Origin of the sequence: Novosphingobium sp. 1529 (assembly GCF_040544855.1) — a bacterium.
Classification (GTDB): Bacteria; Pseudomonadota; Alphaproteobacteria; order Sphingomonadales; family Sphingomonadaceae; genus Novosphingobium; species Novosphingobium capsulatum.
In genome coordinates, this window is record NZ_JBEPKW010000012.1 from 94,945 (window position 1) to 116,951 (window position 22,007).

Annotated in this window: 24 protein-coding genes; 7 read left to right on the forward strand and 17 right to left on the reverse strand. The window is 66.2% G+C overall.

Features of this window, described 5'->3' with window-relative positions; translation table 11 throughout:
* Positions 1 to 73 precede the first annotated feature (73 nt).
* The 6 genes from ABIC78_RS18455 to ABIC78_RS18480 form a co-directional block, all read right to left on the reverse strand.
* The gene (locus ABIC78_RS18455; protein WP_022677197.1) at positions 74 to 280 is read right to left on the reverse strand and encodes a hypothetical protein; all 207 of its coding nucleotides are present in this window, start codon (positions 278 to 280) and stop codon (positions 74 to 76) included.
* Between the two features lie 5 nt (positions 281 to 285).
* On the reverse strand, positions 286 to 642 hold the full coding sequence (locus ABIC78_RS18460) for a hypothetical protein (protein WP_022677196.1): 357 nt from the start codon (positions 640 to 642) through the stop codon (positions 286 to 288).
* A 160-nt stretch (positions 643 to 802) separates the two neighbouring features.
* Positions 803 to 1,426, reverse strand: coding sequence for a calcium-binding protein (locus ABIC78_RS18465; RefSeq protein ID WP_158442000.1), 624 nt, complete (start codon positions 1,424 to 1,426; stop codon positions 803 to 805).
* Positions 1,427 to 1,742: 316 nt separating this feature from the next.
* Complete coding sequence (locus ABIC78_RS18470; protein ID WP_354491239.1) at positions 1,743 to 2,870, reverse strand: acyltransferase family protein; 1,128 nt, start codon at positions 2,868 to 2,870, stop codon at positions 1,743 to 1,745.
* A 212-nt stretch (positions 2,871 to 3,082) separates the two neighbouring features.
* Entirely contained in the window at positions 3,083 to 3,619 is a 537-nt protein-coding gene (locus ABIC78_RS18475; RefSeq protein WP_354491241.1) for a GFA family protein, read from the reverse strand.
* A 31-nt stretch (positions 3,620 to 3,650) separates the two neighbouring features.
* Entirely contained in the window at positions 3,651 to 4,457 is an 807-nt protein-coding gene (locus tag ABIC78_RS18480) for a VOC family protein (protein WP_354491243.1), read from the reverse strand.
* Positions 4,458 to 4,659: 202 nt separating this feature from the next.
* Between ABIC78_RS18480 and cobS the strand changes: the two genes are divergently transcribed.
* The gene (gene cobS / locus ABIC78_RS18485) at positions 4,660 to 5,652 is read left to right on the forward strand and encodes a cobaltochelatase subunit CobS (protein ID WP_107717070.1); all 993 of its coding nucleotides are present in this window, start codon (positions 4,660 to 4,662) and stop codon (positions 5,650 to 5,652) included.
* A gap of 101 nt (positions 5,653 to 5,753) precedes the next feature.
* Here cobS and truA read toward each other — a convergent pair whose 3' ends face one another.
* Positions 5,754 to 6,503 (reverse strand): tRNA pseudouridine(38-40) synthase TruA, encoded by a 750-nt coding sequence (gene truA, locus ABIC78_RS18490; RefSeq protein WP_022677189.1) that lies wholly within the window; start codon positions 6,501 to 6,503, stop codon positions 5,754 to 5,756.
* Positions 6,503 to 7,408, reverse strand: a complete 906-nt coding sequence (gene fmt / locus ABIC78_RS18495) for a methionyl-tRNA formyltransferase (protein WP_354491246.1) — start codon at positions 7,406 to 7,408, stop codon at positions 6,503 to 6,505. Before fmt ends, truA begins: the two co-directional genes overlap by 1 nt.
* Positions 7,409 to 7,458: 50 nt before the next feature.
* Between fmt and recR the strand changes: the two genes are divergently transcribed.
* Positions 7,459 to 8,052 (forward strand): recombination mediator RecR, encoded by a 594-nt coding sequence (gene recR, locus ABIC78_RS18500; protein ID WP_022677187.1) that lies wholly within the window; start codon positions 7,459 to 7,461, stop codon positions 8,050 to 8,052.
* A gap of 110 nt (positions 8,053 to 8,162) precedes the next feature.
* Here recR and ABIC78_RS18505 read toward each other — a convergent pair whose 3' ends face one another.
* The 7 genes from ABIC78_RS18505 to ABIC78_RS18535 form a co-directional block, all read right to left on the reverse strand.
* Positions 8,163 to 8,978, reverse strand: a complete 816-nt coding sequence (locus ABIC78_RS18505) for a TrmH family RNA methyltransferase (protein ID WP_354491248.1) — start codon at positions 8,976 to 8,978, stop codon at positions 8,163 to 8,165.
* Positions 8,979 to 9,019: 41 nt separating this feature from the next.
* Entirely contained in the window at positions 9,020 to 9,316 is a 297-nt protein-coding gene (locus ABIC78_RS18510) for an HPr family phosphocarrier protein (protein WP_168352765.1), read from the reverse strand.
* 71 nt (positions 9,317 to 9,387) lie between these two features.
* A complete protein-coding gene (locus ABIC78_RS18515; RefSeq protein ID WP_022677184.1) occupies positions 9,388 to 9,792 on the reverse strand; it encodes a PTS sugar transporter subunit IIA in 405 nt (134 codons plus the stop codon).
* A gap of 193 nt (positions 9,793 to 9,985) precedes the next feature.
* Positions 9,986 to 10,951: an RNase adapter RapZ gene (rapZ, locus tag ABIC78_RS18520; RefSeq protein WP_022677183.1), complete on the reverse strand. Its 966-nt coding sequence runs from the start codon at positions 10,949 to 10,951 to the stop codon at positions 9,986 to 9,988.
* A gap of 83 nt (positions 10,952 to 11,034) precedes the next feature.
* Positions 11,035 to 11,478 (reverse strand): HPr kinase/phosphorylase, encoded by a 444-nt coding sequence (locus ABIC78_RS18525; protein ID WP_168352766.1) that lies wholly within the window; start codon positions 11,476 to 11,478, stop codon positions 11,035 to 11,037.
* Complete coding sequence (locus ABIC78_RS18530; protein ID WP_502915698.1) at positions 11,475 to 13,103, reverse strand: stimulus-sensing domain-containing protein; 1,629 nt, start codon at positions 13,101 to 13,103, stop codon at positions 11,475 to 11,477. The genes ABIC78_RS18525 and ABIC78_RS18530 overlap by 4 nt, the downstream gene beginning before the upstream one ends.
* On the reverse strand, positions 13,100 to 13,882 hold the full coding sequence (locus tag ABIC78_RS18535; RefSeq protein WP_022677180.1) for a response regulator transcription factor: 783 nt from the start codon (positions 13,880 to 13,882) through the stop codon (positions 13,100 to 13,102). Before ABIC78_RS18535 ends, ABIC78_RS18530 begins: the two co-directional genes overlap by 4 nt.
* A gap of 398 nt (positions 13,883 to 14,280) precedes the next feature.
* Here ABIC78_RS18535 and ABIC78_RS18540 point away from each other — a divergent pair, with 398 nt between their 5' ends.
* Positions 14,281 to 15,885: a phosphoenolpyruvate carboxykinase gene (locus tag ABIC78_RS18540; RefSeq protein WP_171799328.1), complete on the forward strand. Its 1,605-nt coding sequence runs from the start codon at positions 14,281 to 14,283 to the stop codon at positions 15,883 to 15,885.
* A gap of 135 nt (positions 15,886 to 16,020) precedes the next feature.
* Positions 16,021 to 17,544 carry a glycosyltransferase family protein gene (locus ABIC78_RS18545; protein WP_354491251.1) on the forward strand — a complete coding sequence of 508 codons (1,524 nt, stop codon included), beginning with the start codon at positions 16,021 to 16,023 and terminating at the stop codon, positions 17,542 to 17,544.
* Between the two features lie 57 nt (positions 17,545 to 17,601).
* On the opposite strand, the gene ABIC78_RS18550 is transcribed toward ABIC78_RS18545, so the two are convergent.
* The gene (locus ABIC78_RS18550; protein WP_022677177.1) at positions 17,602 to 18,258 is read right to left on the reverse strand and encodes an alpha/beta hydrolase; all 657 of its coding nucleotides are present in this window, start codon (positions 18,256 to 18,258) and stop codon (positions 17,602 to 17,604) included.
* 146 nt (positions 18,259 to 18,404) lie between these two features.
* Between ABIC78_RS18550 and ABIC78_RS18555 the strand changes: the two genes are divergently transcribed.
* Genes ABIC78_RS18555 through ABIC78_RS18565 form a run of 3 tightly spaced genes read left to right on the forward strand, consistent with a single transcriptional unit; the run spans position 18,405 to position 20,856 of the window.
* Positions 18,405 to 19,436 (forward strand): cysteine desulfurase family protein, encoded by a 1,032-nt coding sequence (locus ABIC78_RS18555; RefSeq protein WP_354491254.1) that lies wholly within the window; start codon positions 18,405 to 18,407, stop codon positions 19,434 to 19,436.
* The gene (locus ABIC78_RS18560) at positions 19,433 to 20,518 is read left to right on the forward strand and encodes a cysteine desulfurase family protein (protein WP_354491256.1); all 1,086 of its coding nucleotides are present in this window, start codon (positions 19,433 to 19,435) and stop codon (positions 20,516 to 20,518) included. Before ABIC78_RS18555 ends, ABIC78_RS18560 begins: the two co-directional genes overlap by 4 nt.
* A 5-nt stretch (positions 20,519 to 20,523) precedes the next feature.
* On the forward strand, positions 20,524 to 20,856 hold the full coding sequence (locus ABIC78_RS18565) for a 2Fe-2S iron-sulfur cluster-binding protein (protein WP_171793628.1): 333 nt from the start codon (positions 20,524 to 20,526) through the stop codon (positions 20,854 to 20,856).
* Between the two features lie 308 nt (positions 20,857 to 21,164).
* Here ABIC78_RS18565 and ABIC78_RS18570 read toward each other — a convergent pair whose 3' ends face one another.
* Entirely contained in the window at positions 21,165 to 21,977 is an 813-nt protein-coding gene (locus tag ABIC78_RS18570) for a hypothetical protein (protein ID WP_169049225.1), read from the reverse strand.
* Positions 21,978 to 22,007 lie beyond the last annotated feature (30 nt).

The window sequence follows — 22,007 nt, forward strand, 5'->3', positions numbered from 1 at the left end:
GAATAACACACCGCAAAGGCTTCAATCTTGGCGGGAACACATAAAGGTTAGCCGACGCAGGGCGGGATTGTCGTCAATCCGGTGCCTGGTGAGCCACTTCGATCAGCGACGGGCCGCCGGCGACCGGGGTAAGCCAGACGGCGAGATCGGCCGCGATCAGGAATGCCATGCCGAGCATCAGGGCTGGCCGCTTGCGCTCGCCACGGCGCCAGAAAAACACTGCGCCACCGACGAGCGCCACGGTGGCAAGCACCAGCAGGGAAAGAACCGTATCCATCATGGGATTTAGCTGAACAGTCCCTTGGCCAGGCCGGCGATGTCGTTGAGCGGGTTGCCGTCACCATCCTTGTCGAGGAACTTGCTGACCTGGCCCAGCGCATCGGGATGATCACCCAGGATCGTGGCGAATTGTGACAGTGCGCCTTCGCCGCCGATGTGGCCGACGATCTGCTGCAGCAGGCCAGCATCAAGTCCGGTATTGGCAGCTGCGGTTTCGATGGTGTCGCCCTTGGCCTGATGGCCCGCGGCCAAGGCCGCGATGGCGGTTTCGGCCTGAGCGGGATCGATGCCCAGCTTTGCTGCCAGATTCTTCACGTCCACCGCGCTGCTCACCTGGCCCAGGATGCTGTCGAACACGCTCATCGCTTTGGTCCCTCTGCTTGGCGCGCCCATACGGCGGCCCATGGCACAGGGATAGCGCGCCATGATGCCCGCTTGCCAGAAAAAACGCCCTGCCGTGGCAAGCCATGGCAGGGCGCAAGGATGACACGCAGCCGGGGCGGTATGCCCCAGCGCGGGGCGATCAGATCGCGACGGTATCGTCGGCGATGATGTGGCTGAGCGTGAGGGCCTGCTGATGGCCGAGCCCATCGTTGAGGACGAACGTGGTGCCGTCGAACCCGCTGGTGTTGACGAAATAGGTGCCCGCATCGGGGTGCGCCTTGAGATAGGCGGCCAGCTTGTTCACGTCGTCCTGCGAATCGATATAGGCAGAGCCGGTGCCCTTCACGGTCAGGCCGATGGCGTTGAAGATGCTGTCGAACCCGGTGATGCGCACCACGTCGTGATCGGCAAAGTTGAGATCTTCGACCGTTACCCACTGGTAGACGCTGTTGACGCCATGGCCGCCGGTGAACGCGAACGAGGAAAACCCTTCGCCCGAGCGGAACACGAACTGGTCTGCCCCGGCGCCGCCGGTCAGCGCGTCCTTGCCGCCGCCACCCTTGAGAATGTCGTTGCCGTCGCCACCATAGATCGCGTCGTTGCCGCCGCCACCATAAAGCACGTCGTTGCCATCGCCGCCGCTGATGATGTTCTTACCCGAGCCGCCGGTGACAACGTCGTCGCCAGCCCCGGCGTTGATGATGTTGTTGCCCTTGGGCGCGGCGATGGTGTCATCGCCGCTGGTGCCATTGATCACTGCCATGTTCATTCTCCTTCATTCCACCGTATGGGCGGAAAGTTGATCCACAAGTATTTTGCGAGGATACTGTGTGGTCGGGAAGAACAGACACGTTCCTCGGCCACGCAAGTCATGATTGCGACCTGACTTGTCTTATGGGTAATTGCACAAACACCCTGGCGGCCAAGGTGTGAATCGCTGCCGATCCTGCCTGGTTATAACGCGATATTGCGGTGCAACGTGCCGGTGTTTCCCGTTCATATTGGCGCTTTCACGCAGTAACAGCGGCAAGACCGGTTCAATCTGGAGCAAGTTTGAATCTGCGCGCAGCCTCCCCGCGTCAACCATGGTGGATGGTCGCCGTCTGGCGAGGGCGCCGCGCCGTGTGTTCAAGCCATCGCGTCAGCGCGGCACGGCACGGTTCGTCGATCCGCGTCAGAACCAGCCACGCGGCCAGTAGCAGGGGCGGGACCAGGGCAATGCCCCAGGCGCCCAGCGGCTCACCCTGCAGCATGCGCTTGGCTGCGCCCGATACGATGGCGAGCATAGGCACGTGAATGCCATAAAGCGGATAGGAAATGCGGCCCAGCCAGGTGCCGCCGGGCATGGCGCGATGGCTGCCGGCGGCCACTGCCACCACCAGCACGCAGGGCAGAAAGGCCATGGCCATGAACAACGTCCACGGCAGGTGCTGCACCGGCAGCGCCAGGGCATAGACCAGCGCCAGCGCGGCCAAGGTTGCGGCGGCCCGGTTCATTACCGGGAGCGCGTGGCGCAAGCGGTGGAGCAGCAGGCCGCAGCCGAACCCGAAGCAGACCCGGGCCAGACCGCCGTCCAGCGAAGTGGCCTGCCAGCCCAGATCGACTGTGCCATGGCGCAGCGCGCAGGCAACCAGCGCCAACCCCGCGAGCGCGACGCCGGCCGCGAGCAGCGCCGTGCTGCGCCGTACCAGGAATGCTGCCCAGGCGAGGTTGGCGAGGATTTCGAAGAACAGCGACCACAGCGGGCCATTGGCCGGGAACAGTTCCCACCCCGTCGCCGCGCCATGCCATAGCTTGGGCAGGATCAGCAGATTGAGGGCATTGGCCAGCAGCACCTGGTCCAGCGGATCGGACCGATCAGGGGAAACCAGGCAACGCGCGACGAGATAGAGCCCACCCAGCCCGGCGCCCAGCACCGCCACCGGCGCCATCCGCACCAGCCGCCGCCGGGCAAAGCCGGCCCAGTCCATCACGGGTGCACGATCCGGTGCATCGGCAACCAGGCGCGCCTCATAGGCTTCGGCGAGGACAAAGCCGCTGAGCATGAAAAAGAAATCGACGGCAAGATAGCCGTTGGGAAACAACTGGATGCCCGTGGCCCGCGTGCCAATGTGAAACAGGCAGACCGCCAGCGCCGCGATGCCGCGCATCTCATCGAGCAGGGCATAGCGCCCGCCCTGCCGGGCCTGCTGCGTCGCCGTGTTCATGCGCTGTGCCCCCATTGCCAATGGGCGCGGCCCGCTGGCGTTTCTGCCCGAATTGGTGCGCCGCGATATCGCGGTGCACCGCAAGGGCAGGGCATGCGTGATCGTGACTAACGCATGATTAACCAAACTATCGATGGGGACTCATACGGATTACTGCTTAGTGAAAACCGTATTGCGCGCTGCGGCGTAGAATATCCTTTGCTGCCAGCCGCCTATTCCGGGCGGGCGCGCAGCGTGGCCAGCCGGGCGGCGCCTTCTGCACCATAGATCTGTGGCACATCGCGGCCGGCGTAAAACCCGTCGAACGCGGGAATGCCATCAGGCAGCGTGATCCATGGCAGCCGGGTGCGCACATAGATGTGCACGTTTGGCGGGCACAGCGCGGGCGAATCGAGCGTGCCGGCGCGCACGAAGGCCGCCTTTTGCCCCAGGCTGCCATAATGACTCCATACCGCTGTCTGGCACGCCGTGCAGCGCATGATCGTCTGCCCCCGCCCGCTGTGCGTCGGCACGGCGACCGGTGCCACTGTGCCAGCCAACAGCGTGAGGCATTCTGTCTCCACCACGGCATTGATGGCAAAGGCGCTGCCGCTCAGTACCTGGCACTCGTGACAATGGCAGCAGTGGACCACATAGGGCGCGATTGCCATGGCATAGCGCACCGCGCCGCAGCTGCATCCGCCGGTGGCAAAGGGATCGGCGGGGCCGGCGAGTGGCGCCGCATGCGCCTTCGAATTCGTGTCATTCATGCTGTGCAGCCTTGCCCAGGGAGGGTCCAGGTCATCCGGCGGCGGCCTTGCGCGAGACCAGCCCGAAAAAGGCGCCGGCAGGATCGCGTGCCTGGATCATCAGGTCGTCGCCAGGCACTTCGTGCACATCGCCTTCCAGCGTTCCGCCCAGATCCCGCACCGCCTGGGCAGCCGCGCGCACGTCTGCCACGCGGAAATAGGTGCGCCAGCCCAGCGGCGCATCGGCGCTGGGGCGGGCCATCATCGCCCCGATGCGGCCCTGCAGGGGATGGGCGATGAACTGGTAATCGCCAAAGGCGCCCATCGGCATCGCCTCGGGATAGGTAAAGCCGAAATGCCGCGCATAAAATGTCCGCGCGCCGGGCAGATCGGTGGTGAACAGCTCGTTCCAGGTGACCGCCTGGGTAATGTCCAGCGCAAAGACCGGCGGTGGCGGTGTGTCTTGCCCCGGCGGCGGGGTTGGATCGATCAGGTAGAACGGCGCGCCCCACGGGTCTGCCACCATGGCAAAGGTGCCCTCGGCAATGGTCGTGGGAGGCATCCACACGCGCGCGCCATCGGCCGTGATCGCGGCCAGCGTGTCCGGCACGCTATCGACCATCAGGTAGGGCACCCACCATGGCCGCGCGCCGGCCGCGATCATCTCGGGGCGCAGGACCAGCATGCCGCCCTGTCCGGCGCCATCGGCACGGTAGATATGGCGATAATCGATCGCGGCGGTTTCGTGGCCGGGCGAGGGATCGGCGATCCGCCAGCCGATCACGCCTTCGTAAAAGGCGCGCACCGCATCGGGAGCATCGGTTGTCACCTCGTACCACACGAACAGGCCTTGGGGCATGCTGGCATCCCTCCTGCGGGTTGGCCGGTCGATCGCGGCCCACGCATCATTCTCTCGATTCGCGCGTTATGGCCGGCAGCATAGCAGCTTGGCCGCCCAGGCCCACTGCGTATGGGCTCGGCCGGCGCAAATGCAAGCCGGGCCAAAAGCGCATGCCAAAGCATGTTGCAGCGCGGCGCCCGCGCGGATAGGCAGGTAAATGATGAGCGACACTTCCAATCTCGTGGCCCACGCTGGCACCACCACCGTCCTGCCCGCGCCCGATACTCAGGTTTCGGTGCGCGAGGTTTTTGGCATCGACATCGACATGACCGTGCCGGCCTTTTCCCAGGCCGACGAGCGCGTGCCCGATACCGACGACAACTATGTCTTCGATCCCGATACCACGCTCGCGATCCTGGCCGGCTTTGCCTACAACCGCCGCGTCATGGTGCAAGGTTATCACGGCACCGGCAAATCGACGCATATCGAGCAGGTCGCCGCGCGCCTGAAGTGGCCGTGCGTGCGCATCAACCTCGATGCCCACATCAGCCGTATCGACCTGATCGGCCGCGACGCCATCGTGCTGCGCGATGGTCTGCAGGTGACCGAATTCCGCGAAGGCCTGCTGCCCTGGGCGCTGCAGACCCCGACCGCGCTGGTGTTCGACGAATACGATGCAGGCCGCCCCGACGTGATGTTCGTGATCCAGCGCGTGCTGGAAACCGAAGGCAAGCTGACCCTGCTCGACCAGAACCGGGTGATTCGCCCCAATCCGTTCTTCCGCCTGTTCGCCACGGCCAATACTGTGGGCCTGGGCGATACCTCGGGCCTCTATCACGGCACGCAGGCGATCAACCAGGGCCAGATGGACCGCTGGAACCTGGTCGTCGCGCTCAACTATCTGCCCGCGGAAACCGAAATCGACGTGGTTTCCAAGAAGGTGCAAGGCCTGGATGCCCAGGTGATCGCGCAGATGGTCCGCGTGGCCGACCTGACCCGCAAGGGCTTCATGGCTGGCGACATTTCCACGGTGATGAGCCCGCGTACCGTGATCAGCTGGGCGCAGAACAGCCAGATCTTCAACGACGTCGGCTTTGCCTTCCGCCTCTCGTTCCTCAACAAGTGTGACGAGGCCGAGCGCGTGCTGGTGGCCGAATATTATCAGCGGGTGTTTGCCAAGGACCTGCCAGAAAGCGTCGCGCACAAGGCGTGATGCTGGGCGCTTGACGCCCTTCGACAAGCTCAGGGCGAACGGATGCAGCCGAAGTTGAAATCCGTTCGGGCTGAGCTTGTCGAAGCCCCCCGCGTGCGAACTCAATCCTCGCCGGGATACACCGCCTTCACGAAATAGAGGCCTTCGGGCGGGGCATTGTGGCCCAGCTTCTGGCGATCACGGGCGTGGAGCGCGGCCACCAGATCAGCGCGCGTCCAGTGGCCCTGGCCGATCAGGCCCAGGCACCCCACCATCGATCGCACCTGGTGGTGCAGGAAGCTGCGCGCCGCCGTCTCGATGATCACCATGTCCCCTTCGCGGCGCACGTCGAGCCGGTCGAGCGTCTTAACGGGGCTGGCCGCCTGGCAATGGACCGAGCGGAACGTGGTGAAATCGTGGTTGCCGACCAGCTCCTGCGCTGCCTCGTGCATCGCGGCCGTATCCAGCGGCCGCGCGATGCGCCAGGCGCGGCCGGCATCGAGCGTGAGCGGCGCGCGCCGGTTGGCGATGCGATACTCATAGGCGCGGCCAAGGCAGGAAAAGCGCGCATGCCAGTCATCGGGCACGATCCGGCAATCGAGCACGGCGATCGGATCGGGCTTGAGCCGAGCGTTGAGCGCCTCTGACAGGCGGAACGGATCGAACGGCCGCGCCACATCGATATGCGCGCGCATGCCAAGCGCGTGAACGCCGGTATCGGTGCGGCCGGCGGCATGCAGAATGACGGGATGCCCCACCACGCTTTGCGCCGCTTCCTCCACCGCTTGCTGCACCGATGGGCCGTGAGACTGGCGCTGCAGCCCCATGAACGGGCCGCCATCGAATTCCAGCGTGAGAGCATAGCGCGGCATCAGGCGAGCACCGTGCCCGCCGGAATGGCGCGGCCGCGCAGGAGAGCGGCGGTGTCCATCGCTGGGCGGCCGGCGCGCTGCACGGTCAGCGGGCGAATGGCGCCTTGTCCGCAGGCGATTGTCAGCACATCGTCCAGCACCGTGCCGGGCGCGCCTTCACCGGCCACCACCTGCGCAGCGAGCACGCGATAGCGTTCGCCATCCAGTTCGAAAAAGGCACCGGGGGCAGGGGCGAAAGCGCGCACCTGGCGCTCCACCTGTTCGGCCGGTTGGACGAAATCGAGGCGGCTTTCCGCCTTGTCGATCTTGGCGGCATAGGTCACGCCCGCTTCGGGCTGAACCTCTGGCGTAAAGCTGGCCAGATCGGCCAGCACGCGCACCATCAGGTCTGCGCCCAGCGTGGCGAGTTCAGCGGTCAGCGCGCCGGCGGTCTTGCTTGCCACCGGCGTGGCCACGGTCGCCAGCATAGGCCCGGTATCCAGCCCGCGTTCCATCTGCATGATGGTGATGCCGGTGTGCACATCGCCTGCCAGGATGGCACGTTGCACCGGTGCTGCGCCGCGCCAGCGTGGCAGCAGCGAGCCATGCACGTTGAGGCAGCCCTTTGCCGGGGCTGCCAGGATCGCGGCCGGCAGGATCAGGCCATAGGCCGCCACCACGGCCACATCGGCGCCATACGCGGCAAAGGCGGCCTGTTCGTCCGCCCCCTTGAGGCCGACGGGGGTGAGCACGGGCAAGCCATGCCGCTCTGCCGCCAGATGCACGGGCGAGGGCTGCAGCTTCTTGCCCCGGCCGGCCGGGCGCGGCGGCTGACTGTAGACCGCCACCACATCGTGGCCGGCGGCCACCAGCGCATCAAGCGTGGGCACGGCAAATTCGGGTGTGCCCATGAAGACAACGCGCATGGTGCAATGGGTCCTTTTCCAATCCTGCGCGCGGCCCTATCTGTCGCGCCATGGCATCGCAAGAGATCGAGGCGCTGGCGAGCGCACTGGCCCGTCTGCCCGGCCTCGGCCCCCGCTCGGCGCGGCGGGCTGTGCTCTGGCTCATCAAGCGGCGTGAAAGCGCGCTGCCGCAACTGCTGGCCGCGCTTGATACCGTGCGCCAGAACCTGGTGGAATGCCAGACCTGCGGCAATGTGGACACCACCGATCCGTGCGGGATCTGTGCCGATCCGCGCCGCGATGCGCGCGCGCTGTGCGTGGTGGAGGATGTGGCAGACCTCTGGGCGCTTGATCGCGCGCGGCTGTTCACCGGGCGCTATCACGTGCTGGGCGGGCGGCTTTCCGCGCTCGAAGGCGTGCGGCCGGAAGACCTGACCATCGGCCGGTTGCTCGATCGGGTTCGCGCCGGCGGGATTGATGAAGTGGTCCTGGCGATGAACGCCACGCTCGAGGGGCAGACCACGGCGCACTATATTGCCGAACGGCTGGAAGACTTGCCCGTGCGCGTGACGCAACTGGCGCATGGCCTGCCCGTGGGGGGAGAACTGGACTATATGGACGAGGGCACCCTGGCCCAGGCCCTGCGCGCGCGGCGGCCGGTTTGACCCGCGGGTGTCGCGCTGGGCCCTTCGACAGGCTCAGGGCTAACGAAGGCGGAAAGTCCCTCCCCGAAACCCGTTCGGGCTGAGCTTGTCGAAGCCCCCTTGCGCCGAACTCAGCTTTCCAGGCTTGCCAGCACTTCATAGGCGAGCACGGCGCCAGCGACGGCAGCGTTGAGGCTGTCAGCGCGGCCCTTCATCGGCATGGTCACGCGCAGGTCGCAGGCCAGCTCATAGTCTTCGGGCAGGCCGCGCGATTCGTTGCCCACCATGACGAAGCAGGGACCCGCATAAGGGGCGCCGCGATATGGCACGGCATTGCGCAACGATGCAGCCACCAACTGGCCGGTGCCGGTGCGCAGCCAGGGCAGGAATTCGTCCCAGCGCGCCTGGGCGAGGCGCTGGGTGAAGATGGCGCCCATGCTGGCGCGCACCGCCTCTACCGAAAAAGGATCGACGCAATCATCGATCAGGATCAGCCCGCCTGCGCCCACGGCATCGGCGGTACGCAGCATCGTGCCCAGATTGCCCGGATCGCGCATGGCCTGCGCCACGAGCCACAGCGGCGCGGCGCGGCGATCGATCTGCGCCAGGCCCGTGTCCCATTCGGCAAAGACACCGGCCACGGCCTGCGGGTTATCCTTGCCGGTCACCTTGGCCAGGATATCCACCGGCAACTCGATCACATCGCCCCCGGCAGCCGAAACCGCGCTTTCCAGGTCTGACAGCAGCGGATGCGCCTCGCGCCCCTGGGCCATCAGCAGGATTTCGGGCAGGCGCCCACCGGTCCGGGCATCCGTCAACAGGCGCAGACCCTCGGCCAGAAAGCGCTGCTCGCGCTTGCGGTGCTTCTTGTCGCGCAGGCTGCGGACGAATTTGACGGTGGGGTTGGAAAACCCGGTGATCGTACGGCGGGACGTTGGGCGGGACATGGGGCGGTCCATGCGTCAGCCAGCCGCGATGGGCAAGGCTTTCAGTCTTCGCCGAACCCGTCCTTGACCAGGCCCGCCAGCTTGAGCAGCACAGAATCCGCTTCACCTTCCGGGCCAGACACCACGACATCGATGGTATCACCCTTGGCCGCGCCCAGCATCATAAGGCCCAGGATAGAGCCGCCGGCTGCCTCGGTGCCCTCCTTGAACACCTTCACGTCAACGCCAGAAGGCAACTTGGCCACGGCATTGACGAACTTGGCACTGGCGCGGGCGTGAAGGCCGCGCTGGTTGACGATGGTGATCGTCTCTCGGGCAACGTAGCTTTGGCTCGACATCGGCTTTCCTCTTCCCCTGCCCGTCGTTGTCGGGTGCGTCGCTTTGTTCGGGAAACCCTCGGGCGTGGGATTTATGCGTCCTGGCCCAGGAATTCCGAAGCGATCGTGATATAGTTGCGGCCGGCATCGCGCGCGGCGGCCGTGGCATCGCGAACATTCATGCATCCGCGCGCCTTGGCAAGCCGGATCAGCATGGGCAGGTTGATCCCGGCGATCACTTCCACCCGGCCCGCCTGCATCAGCGAGATCGCGAGGTTCGAAGGCGTGCCGCCGAACAGGTCGGTGAGGATGATGACGCCTTCGCCGCTATCGACCCGGCGGATGGCATCGGCGATCTCCTTGCGGCGACGCTCCATATCGTCATTGGGGCCGATACAGACGCCAATGACGTCCTGTTGTCGGCCCACGACATGTTCCATCGCATGGATGAATTCGTCGGCAAGGGCACCATGGGTGACGAGAATAAGGCCGATCATGAAGGGAACGGGCTCCGAAATACAGCCTGACAAGATGCCACAACCAAGCTTAACAGAGCCTTGGCGGGCACATGTGGGCTGCCAGAATGCTGGCATTCACAAGGCATGTCTTTCAGAACCGTCCCATCCCCCGAGCGCAGGATATTCGCTGCCCGCGCTATCGTTATCATTGGCATTGTCACTGGCATCATTGTCATACCTGAACCGCCTGGGCGCCTTCCAGCAGGTTGGCGCCGCGGGCGGCAAGGTTGCGGTGCAACAATGTGGGTGAAAAACCGGAATTGCGCAAGCCTTGTGCGATCTCTTCGGCCATGAAGACCGAGCGATGGCGCCCGCCGGTACAGCCGAAGGCGATGTGGACATAGGCCTTGCCCTGGGCCGCGAAGCGGGGAAGGAGCAGGCGCAAAAGCCCCAGAATCCGGTCAAAAGCCTCGGCAAAGGCAGGGTCGTTGCGGATGTAATCGCCCACCGGGGCGTCCTTGCCGGTCATCGGCCGCAGCGTTTCATCCCAGTGCGGATTGTTGAGGAAACGCATGTCGAAAACCAGGTCGGCGAGCGGCGGGGTGCCGCGGGAAAAGCCGAAGCTGCTGATCGTGACCGTGGTGCGACTCGGTGAGATCGCACCGAACTGCTGGCGGATGGCCTGCTGCAGGTCGTTGGTGGTGAAATCGGTGGTGGATATGACTACGTCGGCCCAGCGGCGCAGTGGGGCCAGCAGATCGCGCTCGGCAGCGATGCCGCTGGCGGCGGGCTTGTCCTCGCTCATCGGATGACGCCGGCGGGTTTCGTTGTAGCGGCGCTCCAGCTCTGCCCCGCTGCAGTCGAGAAACAGGGTGGTGACAGAGAGGTTGGGCCGCGTGCTCAGCGCCTTGACCCGCTCGATAATCGTCTGCGGATCAAACCCGCGGGTGCGGGTGTCAAAGCCGATGGCGAGCGGCGTTCCGGCATCGATCCCACCGCTTTCGCTGCGGGCCTGGCCCGGTTCGGTTTCCAGCAGGCGATCTAGCAGGCGGATCGGGAAATTGTCGATCGCTTCCCAGCCCAAGTCTTCCAACGTGCGCAGCGCCGTGGTCTTGCCTGCGCCGAGGAGGCCAGTGACCAGCAGGATGCGTTGCGGCGAATCCGGATCGGGCAGAGCGGAACTATCGGTGGCGACCATGCACGACCTTTTGCGCGCATTGGCGGGCAAAGAAAAGTGCGGTTACGCGACGGCCAGCCCTGATCTTGTTGCAGGCATGGCACTCAGCCCAGGCCATAGTGTTCCAGCGCGAGCGTGGCGCGCAGGGCCAGCATCGGCGTTTCTGGCCATAACTGCACCATCGGCACGGCTATTCCGGCGCGCTCAACGCGACCTGCCGCATCGATGAAGCGCGGCGCATCTGCGTCGAGGCGCAGCACCAAGGCCACCGGCGCCTGTGCCAGGTGGGGAAAGCGCAGCAGCCCCAGATTGCGCACTTCCAGCAAGCCGGCGATGCGGGGATGGGGTTGGGCCAGCAGCCGTGGCGCGTTGCCCGGCGCGATATCTGGCAGGAGGAGCAGCCCGTCATCGCCCACCAGCTGCGCACCGCGATCGATCAGCGCCAGCGCCAGACTGGACTTGCCGCTGCCCGGTGGCCCCTCGATCATCACGGCGCGCCCGCCGATCGCCACTGCCGTGGCCTGGTGCGTCTGGCCCGCCGCGGTCATGCGCGCAGTTCCCCGGCATAGGGCAGGGTCAGGACCAGGCAGGCGCCATGTGCGCCATCGGGGCGGTCGATGATCGCCAAGCGGCCATCGTGGGCTTCGGCAATGGTGCGGGCGATCGCGAGGCCCAGGCCGCTGTGCGCGCCAAACGCCTCCTCGGCCGGTCGCACCGAATGGAAGCGCTCGAACACCTTGCCGCGCTCGGCCTGGGGGATGCCGGGTCCCTCGTCGGTCACGCTCAGCATGACGCGGGCGTCTTCACCCTCGCGCGGCCCCTGTGTCCACACTGCCACGTCCACCGCGCCGCCGGGCGGAGAGAACGACACGGCGTTGTCGAGCAGGTTTTCCAGCACGCGCTCCAGCCGCATGGCATCGCCCAGCACCAGCGGGGCGTAAGTGCCGGGATCGGGCTGGCGCAGGCGGATCACCGCGCCGCCGCGCGTTTCCCGGGCGCCGCGTGCCCCCACCACCTGCGCGGCAAGACCGCCCAGGTCGAGCCGCACGAACGTGGCGCGGCTCAGCTCCGCATCGATCCGGCTGGCATCGGCGATTTCGGTGATCAGGCGATCGATCCGCTGGACATCGTGGGTGGCGATCGCGGTGAGTTGCCGGCGCAGCGTGGCATCTTCCACCCGGTCGAGCGACTCGATCGCGCTGGCCAGGCTAGCCAGCGGGTTCTTGAGTTCGTGGGCGACATCGGCGGCAAAGCTTTCCACCGCGTCGATGCGATGGCGCAGAGCCATGGTCATGTCGGAAAAGGCGCGGGCGAGCAGGCCGATCTCGTCCCCGCGATCGGGCAGGCGGGGCACCACCACTTCGCGGTCACGGCCCAGCCGCACCCGCACCGCTGCGCGCACCAGCGCGCGCAACGGCTGGACTATGGTGCGCGCCAGGAACAACGACAACTGCACCGACAGCATCAGGGCAAGGCCGATGATGATCACCAGGGTCTGGCGCGCATCGCGCACCGCCTGGGTGATATCCACGGCATTGCGCATGGCCAGCAGCATCTGCCCATCGCTGTCGCTCCCCACGGGCGTCGCGGCGGTCAGCACCGGGGTGCGATCGGGGGCATAGCGCAGATAGACCTGGGTGGAATGGGCGGCACGGGCGCGCACCACTTCGGGCCAGTTGCCGGCTCCCGGATCGGCCGGCTCGGCATAGCGTTCCACCGGGGGCGCGCCGACGATGAAATCGACCCCGCGATCGAGCAGGCGCGCGGCATGTTGGTACCATGGCTCGCCCGTGGGATCGACCAGGGCGAAGCTGGGTGGCGCCAGGGCAAAGCTGTCTGCCACCAGGCGGCCTTCGCGATCATAGAGGCGCAGACGCAGGCGCTGTTCCTGGCCGATGCGCACCAGCAGCGTCTTTTGCTGCGCCAGGCTGGCGCCATCGAGCGCATCGGCGGCAATTTCCGCCTCGGCCCGCGCCAGCTTGAAACGCTCGCCCAGCAGCTGCGAACGGTAGCTATCGAGATAGAAGAAGCTGCCTGCCAGCAGCGCCAGCGCGATGACGTTGACCGCCAGGATACGTGCGGTGAGCGAGAGGCCGCGCGGCCGCAGTGCACGCGGCACCAGCATGCGCGCACTGCGCTCTGGCGCGGGCGGGGCAGAGTTGGCCGGCGTCATTCGTCGCTGTAGCTGTAGCCCGCGCCATAGAGCGTCTCGATCGCGGAAAACTGCGGATCGACCGCGCGGAACTTGCGGCGCAGACGCTTGATATGGCTGTCGATCGTGCGATCGTCGACAAAGACGTCGTCGTGATAGGCCGCGTTCATCAGCTGGTCGCGGGTGCGCACCACGCCGGGGCGCACGGCCAGCGCCTCGAGGATGAGGAATTCGGTTACCGTCAGCGAAACCAGTTTGTCTGTCCAGGTCACCAGGTGGCGCGCCGGGTCCATCGCCAGGCGGCCGCGGCGGATCGGATCGGGCAGGTTTTCGGCCGGCTCGGCATCGGCGGCAACCGGATCGCGGCGCACGATTTCGCTGCGCCGCAAAATGGCGCGAATGCGGGCGAGCAACAGGCGCTGGCTGAATGGCTTGGCGATGTAATCGTCGGCGCCCATAGCCAGGCCCAGTGCCTCGTCGGCCTCGTCGTCCTTGCTGGTCAGGAAGATCACCGGCAGGTCGCTCTGCTCGCGCAGGCGGCGCAGCAATTCCAGGCCATCCATGCGCGGCATCTTGATGTCGCACACCGCCAGGTCGGGCGGATTGTCGAGCAGCGCTTTGAGCGCGGTATCGCCGTCGTTGTAGAGCCGGGTGACAAAGCCCTCGGTCTGCAGTGCGATCGATACCGTGGTCAGGATATTGCGATCATCATCGACCAGCGCGATCGTGCGGCGCGGCTGGCTCTGCCCTGCCGGGGGCGTGCCCGTGCCTTCGGGCTGGGGGGCAGGGGCATTGTGCATAGGCGTTGCGGCGATCCTGCTCGAGTGGGCCTGCTCGGGTGTGGCCTACCAGGGTGGCGCCTAGATTAGGGCGCGCAGGCGCGGCTGGCAAGAAACCCCCAAGGACGTTGGATTTGGTCGTGTGGGGACAAGCTGCGACAGGGCAGCAGTTGAAAATTGTGCAACTTGCTGCGCAAAAATCTTGGGTCGATCCGGTTTGACGCGGGGCGGGTGGTCAACTATCCGAACAGGGAATCGCGCATTCGTATTCGGCATTCGTATGCGAAGCCGGAAAACAACGGCAATGCGGCTGTGCGATCATGCTCGATACCGCGCTTTTGCAATCAGTGGCCTGCCTTTTTGCCCACGGCTCCAGACAGTCCGGGGTGCAGCATGGCCCACCAAACGGGAGGCTTGTGATGTCCGCCAACAGCCTGAACATTTCCTTGTCCGCGCAGGGTTTTCCTGAACCTGCCGAGCTGTTTGCCAACCTCGGCACCGCCCCGCTGGTGGAACATGCGGTGAAGAACGGGGAAGGCGTCCTGGCGAAGGACGGTCCTTTCGTCGTCGCCACCGGCAAGCACACCGGCCGCTCGGCCAAGGACAAGTTCATCGTCCGCGACGCCGAAACCGAAAACACCGTGTGGTGGGGCAAGACCAACGTGGGCATGAGCCCGGCGCACTTTGCCGCGCTGAAGGAAGATTTCCTTGCTGCGCTCGCCACCAAGGACAAGCTCTACGTCGCTGACCTGTTCGGCGGCTCGCAGCCCGAACACCGCGTCAACGTGCGCGTGATCAACGAGTTTGCCTGGCACAACCTGTTCATCCGCACGCTGCTGGTGCGCCCGACGACCGATGAACTGGCCGGCTTCGCCCCGGAATACACGATCATCGATCTGCCCAGCTTCCGCGCCGATCCGGCCCGCCACGGCTGCCGCAGCGAAACCGTGATCGCGGTCAACTTCACCGAAAAGCTGATCCTGATCGGCGGCACGGCCTATGCCGGTGAAATGAAGAAGTCGGTGTTCGGCATCCTCAACTACCTGCTGCCGGTCAAGGGCGTGATGCCGATGCACTGCTCGGCCAACATCGGCCCCAATGGCGACACCGCCGTGTTCTTCGGCCTCTCGGGCACCGGCAAGACCACGCTGTCGGCCGACGCCAGCCGCACCCTGATCGGGGACGACGAACATGGCTGGTCGGATACCGCCGTGTTCAACTTCGAAGGCGGCTGCTATGCCAAGATGATCCGCCTCTCGGCCGAGGCTGAGCCGGAAATCTTTGCCACCACCAAGCGGTTCGGCACGGTGCTGGAAAACGTGGTGATCGATCCCGTCACGCGCGAAATCGATCTGGATGACGCCAGCCTGGCGGAAAACAGCCGCGGTTCCTATCCGATCGATTTCATCCCCAATGCCTCGGAAGAAAACCTCGGCCCTGTGCCGCAGAACCTGATCTTCCTCACCGCCGATGCTTATGGCGTGCTGCCGCCGATCGCCCGCCTCACGCCCGACCAGGCGATGTATCACTTCCTCTCGGGCTATACCGCCCGCGTGGCAGGCACCGAAATCGGCGTGACCGAACCGGAAGCAACCTTCTCCACCTGCTTCGGCGCGCCCTTCATGCCGCGTCACCCCTCGATCTATGGCAACCTGCTGAAGGAACGCATCGCCAAGGGCGGGGTGAAGTGCTGGTTGGTCAACACCGGCTGGTCGGGCGGCAAGGCCACGCAGGAAGGCATCAAGCGCATGCCGATCAAGGCCACCCGCGCGCTGCTCAATGCCGCGCTCGATGGCAGCCTCAACAGCGCCGAATTCCGCGAAGATCCCAACTTCGGCTTTGAAGTGCCGGTGGAAGTGCCGGGCGTCGATACCAAGCTGCTCGATCCGCGGGGCGCCTGGGCCGATGCCGGCGAATACGACAAGACCGCCCAGGAACTGGTCAAGAAGTTCATCGACAACTTCGAGCAGTTCATGGAGCATGTGGACGAAAGCGTGCGCAAGGCGGCGCCCGTCTCGGCCTGATCATCCGCGCTGCCCACGCAGCGTCTGCAAGACCCCCGGTGCGCCCTGGCGTACCGGGGGTCTTCGTTTGGCCGGCGTTAACCACGCCGTTACCCGCTTGCGGCATGGAGGCATGAGGGGCGGCAAGGGGTGATCGTGGCAACCAGGGCAATCAGCGGCATTAAGGCACGGCCTGCCACGGGCAGCAGCCTGGCGCGCTGGTGGCCGTTTGCGCTGATCGCGTTGCTGGTCCTGGCGCTGCGCCTGCCGACGTTTGGCAATCCGCTGCTTGATCTCGATGAACAGTTCTACCTGCTGGCCGGCGATCGCCTGCTGCATGGGCAATTGCCCTATGTCGATCTGTGGGACCGCAAGCCGGTTGGGCTGTTCCTGCTCTATGCCGCAATCCGGCTGCTGGGGGGCGCGGGCATTGTGCAGTACCAGTTGGTGGCAACAGGCTTTGTCATCGTCACCGCCTGGCTGATCCGCGCCATGGCCCGGCGCCATGCGGGAGAGGGCGCGGCCATCCTCGGCGCGGTGGGCTATGTCCTGGCGCTCAATATCCTGCATGGCGCGGGTGGGCAGACGGCGGTCTTCTACAACGCCTTCACCGCGTATGCCGCGTGGTGTGCGTTTCGCGCCAATGATGCTACGTCGTCTCGCGCCGTGTTGCGCCTCGCGCTGGGCGCGATGGTCGCGCTGGGGCTGGCGATCCAGATCAAGTATACCGTCGTTGCCGAAGGGGCATTCCTGGGCTGCTGGTTCCTGTGGCGCCTGGTGGCGGTCGGCGCGCGGCCTGGACGCTTAGTGGTCATGGCCGCAGCGATGTTGGCCGTCGCGCTGCTGCCTACGGCCTTGGCCTTGGCGTGGTATGCGGCGATCGGTCACCTGGTAGAGTTCGTCTTTGCCAACTTCGTCTCGATCTTTCATCGCCACGCTTTTCCCGCTGCATTCCACCATCAGCAATTGGCGGAAGTTGCGGCCTGTGGTGGTGGCCTGCTGGCGGCAGCGCTGATCGGGCTGGTGCGCCTGCGCCAGGCCATGCCCATCGCGGCGTGGGCCGACTGGGCCTTGCTTGCTGGGTGGCTCGCCAGCGCGCTCTGCGGCTTTGCCATGCTGGGTGATGTTTTCAGCTGCTATGCCCTGCCGGTGGCTTTGCCGGCGGCGCTAGCTGGCGCCTGGGCCTTGCGCGGGGGACGCTGGGGTTTTGTGGCGGGATGCCTGATGCTGGGATGGCCGTTGCTGTTCATGCCGGCCAGCTATTTCGTTGCCCGGCAAAGCGCCGGTGCCACCGATCGCATGGTGGGTTCGCTCGCTCCCTACGTGTCTGGCCATTGCCTCTACGTCTATGACGGCCCGTCGATCCTCTACTTGCGCACCAGCGCCTGCGCGCCAACCCGCTTCCTCTTTCCCCACCATCTCGTCAACGCGGCCGAGGCCGATGCCCTGGGGGTAGATCCCGTTGCCGAAGAGCGCCGCATCCTGGCCAGCCGCCCCGGCGCGATCGTCACGGCGAGCCGCGCGGTCGATCCCGTTGTCGCGGAGGGACCGCGCGCCCTGGTGCAGGCGGCGCTGGCGCATGACTACGTTCTCGTTGACCGCGTGCCCACGATTGATCGTACATTTCTGATCTGGGCGCGCCGCGACCTGCGCGCCGAACGAGCGCAGGCACGCCGATGAAAAAGGCCCCGGCAGCGCGCGCTGTCAGGGCCTTTCCTTATGCCAGGCCTGCGCCGATCAGCGGATCGGGCAATCGGGCGACAGGCGGAAGTCGAGGTAATTGTCCACCGACTTCATCATCTCGTCCAACTCGTTTTCATAGAAGTGGTTGGCGCGCGGGATTTCGTCGTGATGGATCGTGATGTGCTTTTGCGTGCGCAGCTTGTCGACCAGCTTCTGCACGGCATTGGGCGTCACCACCGTATCGGCAGACCCTTGCACGATGATGCCCGAGGCCGGGCAGGGCGCTAGGAAGCTGAAATCATACATGTTGGCCGGCGGCGAGACCGAGATGAAGCCGCGGATTTCCGGGCGCCGCATCAAGAGCTGCATGCCGATCAATGCGCCGAACGAATAGCCGGCAATCCACGTAGCCGAAGCTTCGGGATGGATCGACTGCACCCAATCGAGCGCTGCAGCGGCATCGGACAATTCGCCCACGCCGTTGTCAAAGCTGCCCTGGCTGCGGCCCACGCCGCGGAAGTTAAAGCGCAGCGTGGCAAAGCCGCGCGCCACGAATGTCTTGTACAGCGCCTGGGTTACACGGTCGTTCATCGTGCCACCGGCCTGCGGGTGGGGATGCAGGATCATGGCGACAGGCGCGCGGCTGCGCGTGGCGGGCTGGAAGCGGCCTTCGAGGCGACCTTCGGGACCGGGGAAGATGACTGCGGGCATCGTTGACCTGATGAACCTGTTGGCTGGCCCTGGAGACCGGCGGTGCAAGACCCTGTTTCAAGGGCAATGCGCGGTCGGGGCTGGGCATGGAACTGGTCGCTATATAGAAACGAACCTCGTAAACGCAACTTTTCCGGGATTTCTCGTTGTCGCTCTCGCTTTATTTCGATCACGCGGCCACCACGCCGCTCTTGCCGCAGGCGCGTGACGCGCTGTTGGAGGGGATGGCGCGCTGGGCCAATCCCTCCAGCCCGCACGCCGCCGGCCGTGCGGCGCGGGCCGCGCTGGAAGATGCCCGCAACCGGATCAAGGCCGCGTTGGGCTGGTCGGGCGAGGTGGTCCTGACCAGCGGCGCGAGCGAGGCGCTGGCCCTGGCCATCGGCCGGGCGAAGGCGCCGCTGATGGCGGTTTCGGCGGTGGAGCACGAGGCGGTGCTACGCCTGGCCGGCGATGCCGCGCGCCTTGCCGTCGATGGCCGTGGCCTGGTCGTTCCTGCTTCATCCGCGCTTGCCGGGCTGGTGGCGGTGCAGCAGGTCAACAACGAAACCGGGGTGATCCAGCCGCTGGCGGCGGTCGCCCAGGCGGTGCGCGATGCCGGCGGCGTCTTGCTGGCCGATGCGGCGCAAGGCGCGGGCAAGCTGCCGCTGCCAGAGGCCGACCTGATCGCCATTTCGGCACACAAGTTTGGCGGGCCGATCGGGGTTGGCGCCTTGCTGGTGCGCGATTGGGCGCTGCTCCATCCCACTGGTGGGCAGGAGCGCGGCTATCGACCCGGTACCGAAAACCTGCCTGGCGCCCTGGCCATGGCCGCGGCGCTGGAGGCTGGTGTGGCCTGGCTGGAAACCGCACAGCGCTTGCGCGCGCGGCTGGAAAGCGCGCTGGTGGCGAGCGGGGCCGAAGTGATCGCCGCCGATGCCCCGCGCTTGGCCGCAATCGGGGCCTATCGCATGCCGGGCAAGTCGGCCACGGCGCAGCTGATCCGCTTTGATGGCATGGGACTGGCGGTGTCGGCGGGCAGCGCCTGTTCATCAGGATCGCTGCGGACCAGCCATGTGCTCGATGCCATGGGCGTGGCCGGCGCGAACGAGGTGATTCGCGTGTCCCTGGGGCGCGAGACGAGCGAGGAGGCGGTGGATCGTTTCCTGTCAGCCTGGCGCACGATAGCGGGCGTGGCATGATCTATCTCGATTATCAGGCCACTACCCCCCTAGCACCAGAAGCGCGCGCGGCGATGCTGCCCTGGCTCGCCGGGCCGGAAGATCTGCGCGCCGGCTTTGCCAATCCACACAGCCCGCACCGCCCGGGCCGCTCGGCTGCAGCGGTGGTAGAGGTGGCCCGTGCGCAAGTGGCCGCGCTGTTTCCGCCAGGCGGGCGGGTGATCTTCACCTCTGGCGCGACCGAGGCGCTCAATCTGGCCATCGCGGGCGTGGGGAAACGGCATTTGGCGGTGTCGGCCATCGAACACGCCGCCGTGCTCGACACGGCGCGGTTCCACGATCCCGCGCTCACCGTGCTGCCGGTGGACGGGGCCGGGCTGGTCGATCCTGACGTGACCATTCCCGCCGGCACCGGCCTGTTCGCGGTGATGCAGGTGAGCAACGAGATCGGCACGGTGCAGCCCGTGGCCGAGCTGGCCGCGCGGGCGCACGCCATGGGCGCGCTGTTCCTGTGCGATGCGGTGCAGGGCGCGGGCAAGCTGGCGGCGCCCGAAGGGGCCGATCTGGTGGCGATTTCGGCGCACAAGCTGCACGGGCCCAAGGGCATCGGCGCGCTATGGGTGCGCGATGGGCTCGAACTGGCGCCTCTCGTCCATGGCGGCGGGCAGGAAGGTGGCTTGCGGTCCGGCACGCTCAGCCCGGCGCTATGCGCGGGGTTCGGTGCGGCGGCAGCGCTATGCACCAGCCTGTGGAAAAGCGATGGACAGCATGTTGAGACGCTGTGGGAACAGGCGCTTGGCCTGTTTGCCGGATGGACGCTCAACGGCAGCGCCACGCAGCGCTGGCATGGCAACCTCAACTTGCGCAAGCCGGGGCTTGATGTGGCCAGGCTGTTGTCAGAATGTCGCAATGTTGCGTTTTCTGCCGGATCGGCCTGCGCCAGTAGCTCGGGAAGGCCCAGCCATGTCTTGCGCGCCCTGGGACTTTCCGACAGGGATAGCAAAACCGCGATCCGCATCGGTTTCGGACGTTATACCACGGGTGAGGAACTGAAGGAGGCTGCTGCCGTGCTGAATGCGGCGGCGCAGATGCAGGGAGTCTAGTGCCTATGGTTCGCGTCACCTTCCTCACAGCCGATGGCCAGCGCGTGGCGGCCGAGGGCGAGGCAGGGCAACGCCTGCTGGAACTGGGCCAGAACGCCGGCATGCCGCTCGAAGGCACGTGCGAAGGTCAGATGGCCTGCTCCACCTGCCATGTCGTCGTTGCACCTGACTGGTTCGACCGCCTGATACAAGCCAGCGAGGACGAGGAAGACATGCTCGACCTTGCCGTCGGGGTCACCCGCACCAGCCGCCTCGCCTGCCAGATCGTGCTCGACCCTGCGCTGGACGGCCTGGAAGTGCGCGTGCCGGCAGAGGCGCGGGATATGCAGCCGCGCTGAGCGGAGGCGGAGCGGGGCAGCACCACGAGACGCCTCTAGTACCCCTCTGTCATGCCGAACTTGTTTCGGCATCCAGCTCGCTCATTACTCGCGGGTTTGTTGCACAGCGTGAGGATGCGGCCTGGACCCTGAAACGAGTTCAGGGTGACGGTGGGAGAGAGCCCGCTGTGCACATTGGCAAATACTGATGCAAATTTCGCGCAGAGGCGCAGAGGCGCTGAGGATAAGATTTTCTCTGCGTCTCAGCGCCTCTGCGCGAATTTGATTTTGCGGAGCGCCTGAATAGGATGGCGCCCGGCATATTCCCCTCAATCCCCCGCCACCAGCGCGCTGATATGCCAATCATCACCCTTGCGTTCGGCGATGATCCGGCGGGCGAGCAGGCTGCGCAGGCGGGCGGTTTCGATCCAGCCCTTGCGTTGCGGCTTGCCGGTGATCACGGCGGTGTAGCGCGCGGCGGGATTGTAGGAAGGGCTCGTGGCAATGGTGACAAGCGACCAGTCCAGCCGGTCGACTTCTGGCGCCGTGTCACTGGGCTTGGCGCGAAGTGGCACGCCTTGCCCGGTGACCAGCATCGTCATGCCCGGATCGACCTCATCAGGCACGTTCCAGAAGAACCACGGCATGACCACCAGATCGCCCTGCACGGCGCAGCCCAGCGGCAGGATGCGCGCGAGATCGGCCCATATGGCGGCGCCGGCCGGCGCGGCCAACCGCTTTTGCAGTTGGGCGGGGCCATGGCCGCCGCCATAATCGAGCGTCACATCGGGGGATGAAAGTGCGGCGAGCGCGGCAGCGTCGCGCGCCTTGACGGCGGCGGCAAGGCGCGTGGCAAAGGCGCTCCAGCCCGGCAGCGCGGCGCAATCGTCGCGCGGGGCCAGGGCGATCGCCGGGAGGGCAGAGGCGGTATCGGCTGGGGTGAGCGGCACATCGGGCGTGGGCTTGACCGGGAGCGCCAGCGTCGGGCTGGGGCTTGGCGCGGGCGGCGTGGGGGTAGGCTCGGGCGTGGCGCTGGCGCTGGGCGTTGCGGTCGGGCTGGCGCTTTCCTGCGGTGCCGGCTCGCGCTGGCAGGCGGCCAGCGCAAGGCTGGCGAGCGCCACTGTCCAAGCTGCGCTGCGCATGGGCAAGCCCTTGTTTGCCTGTCGTGCCAT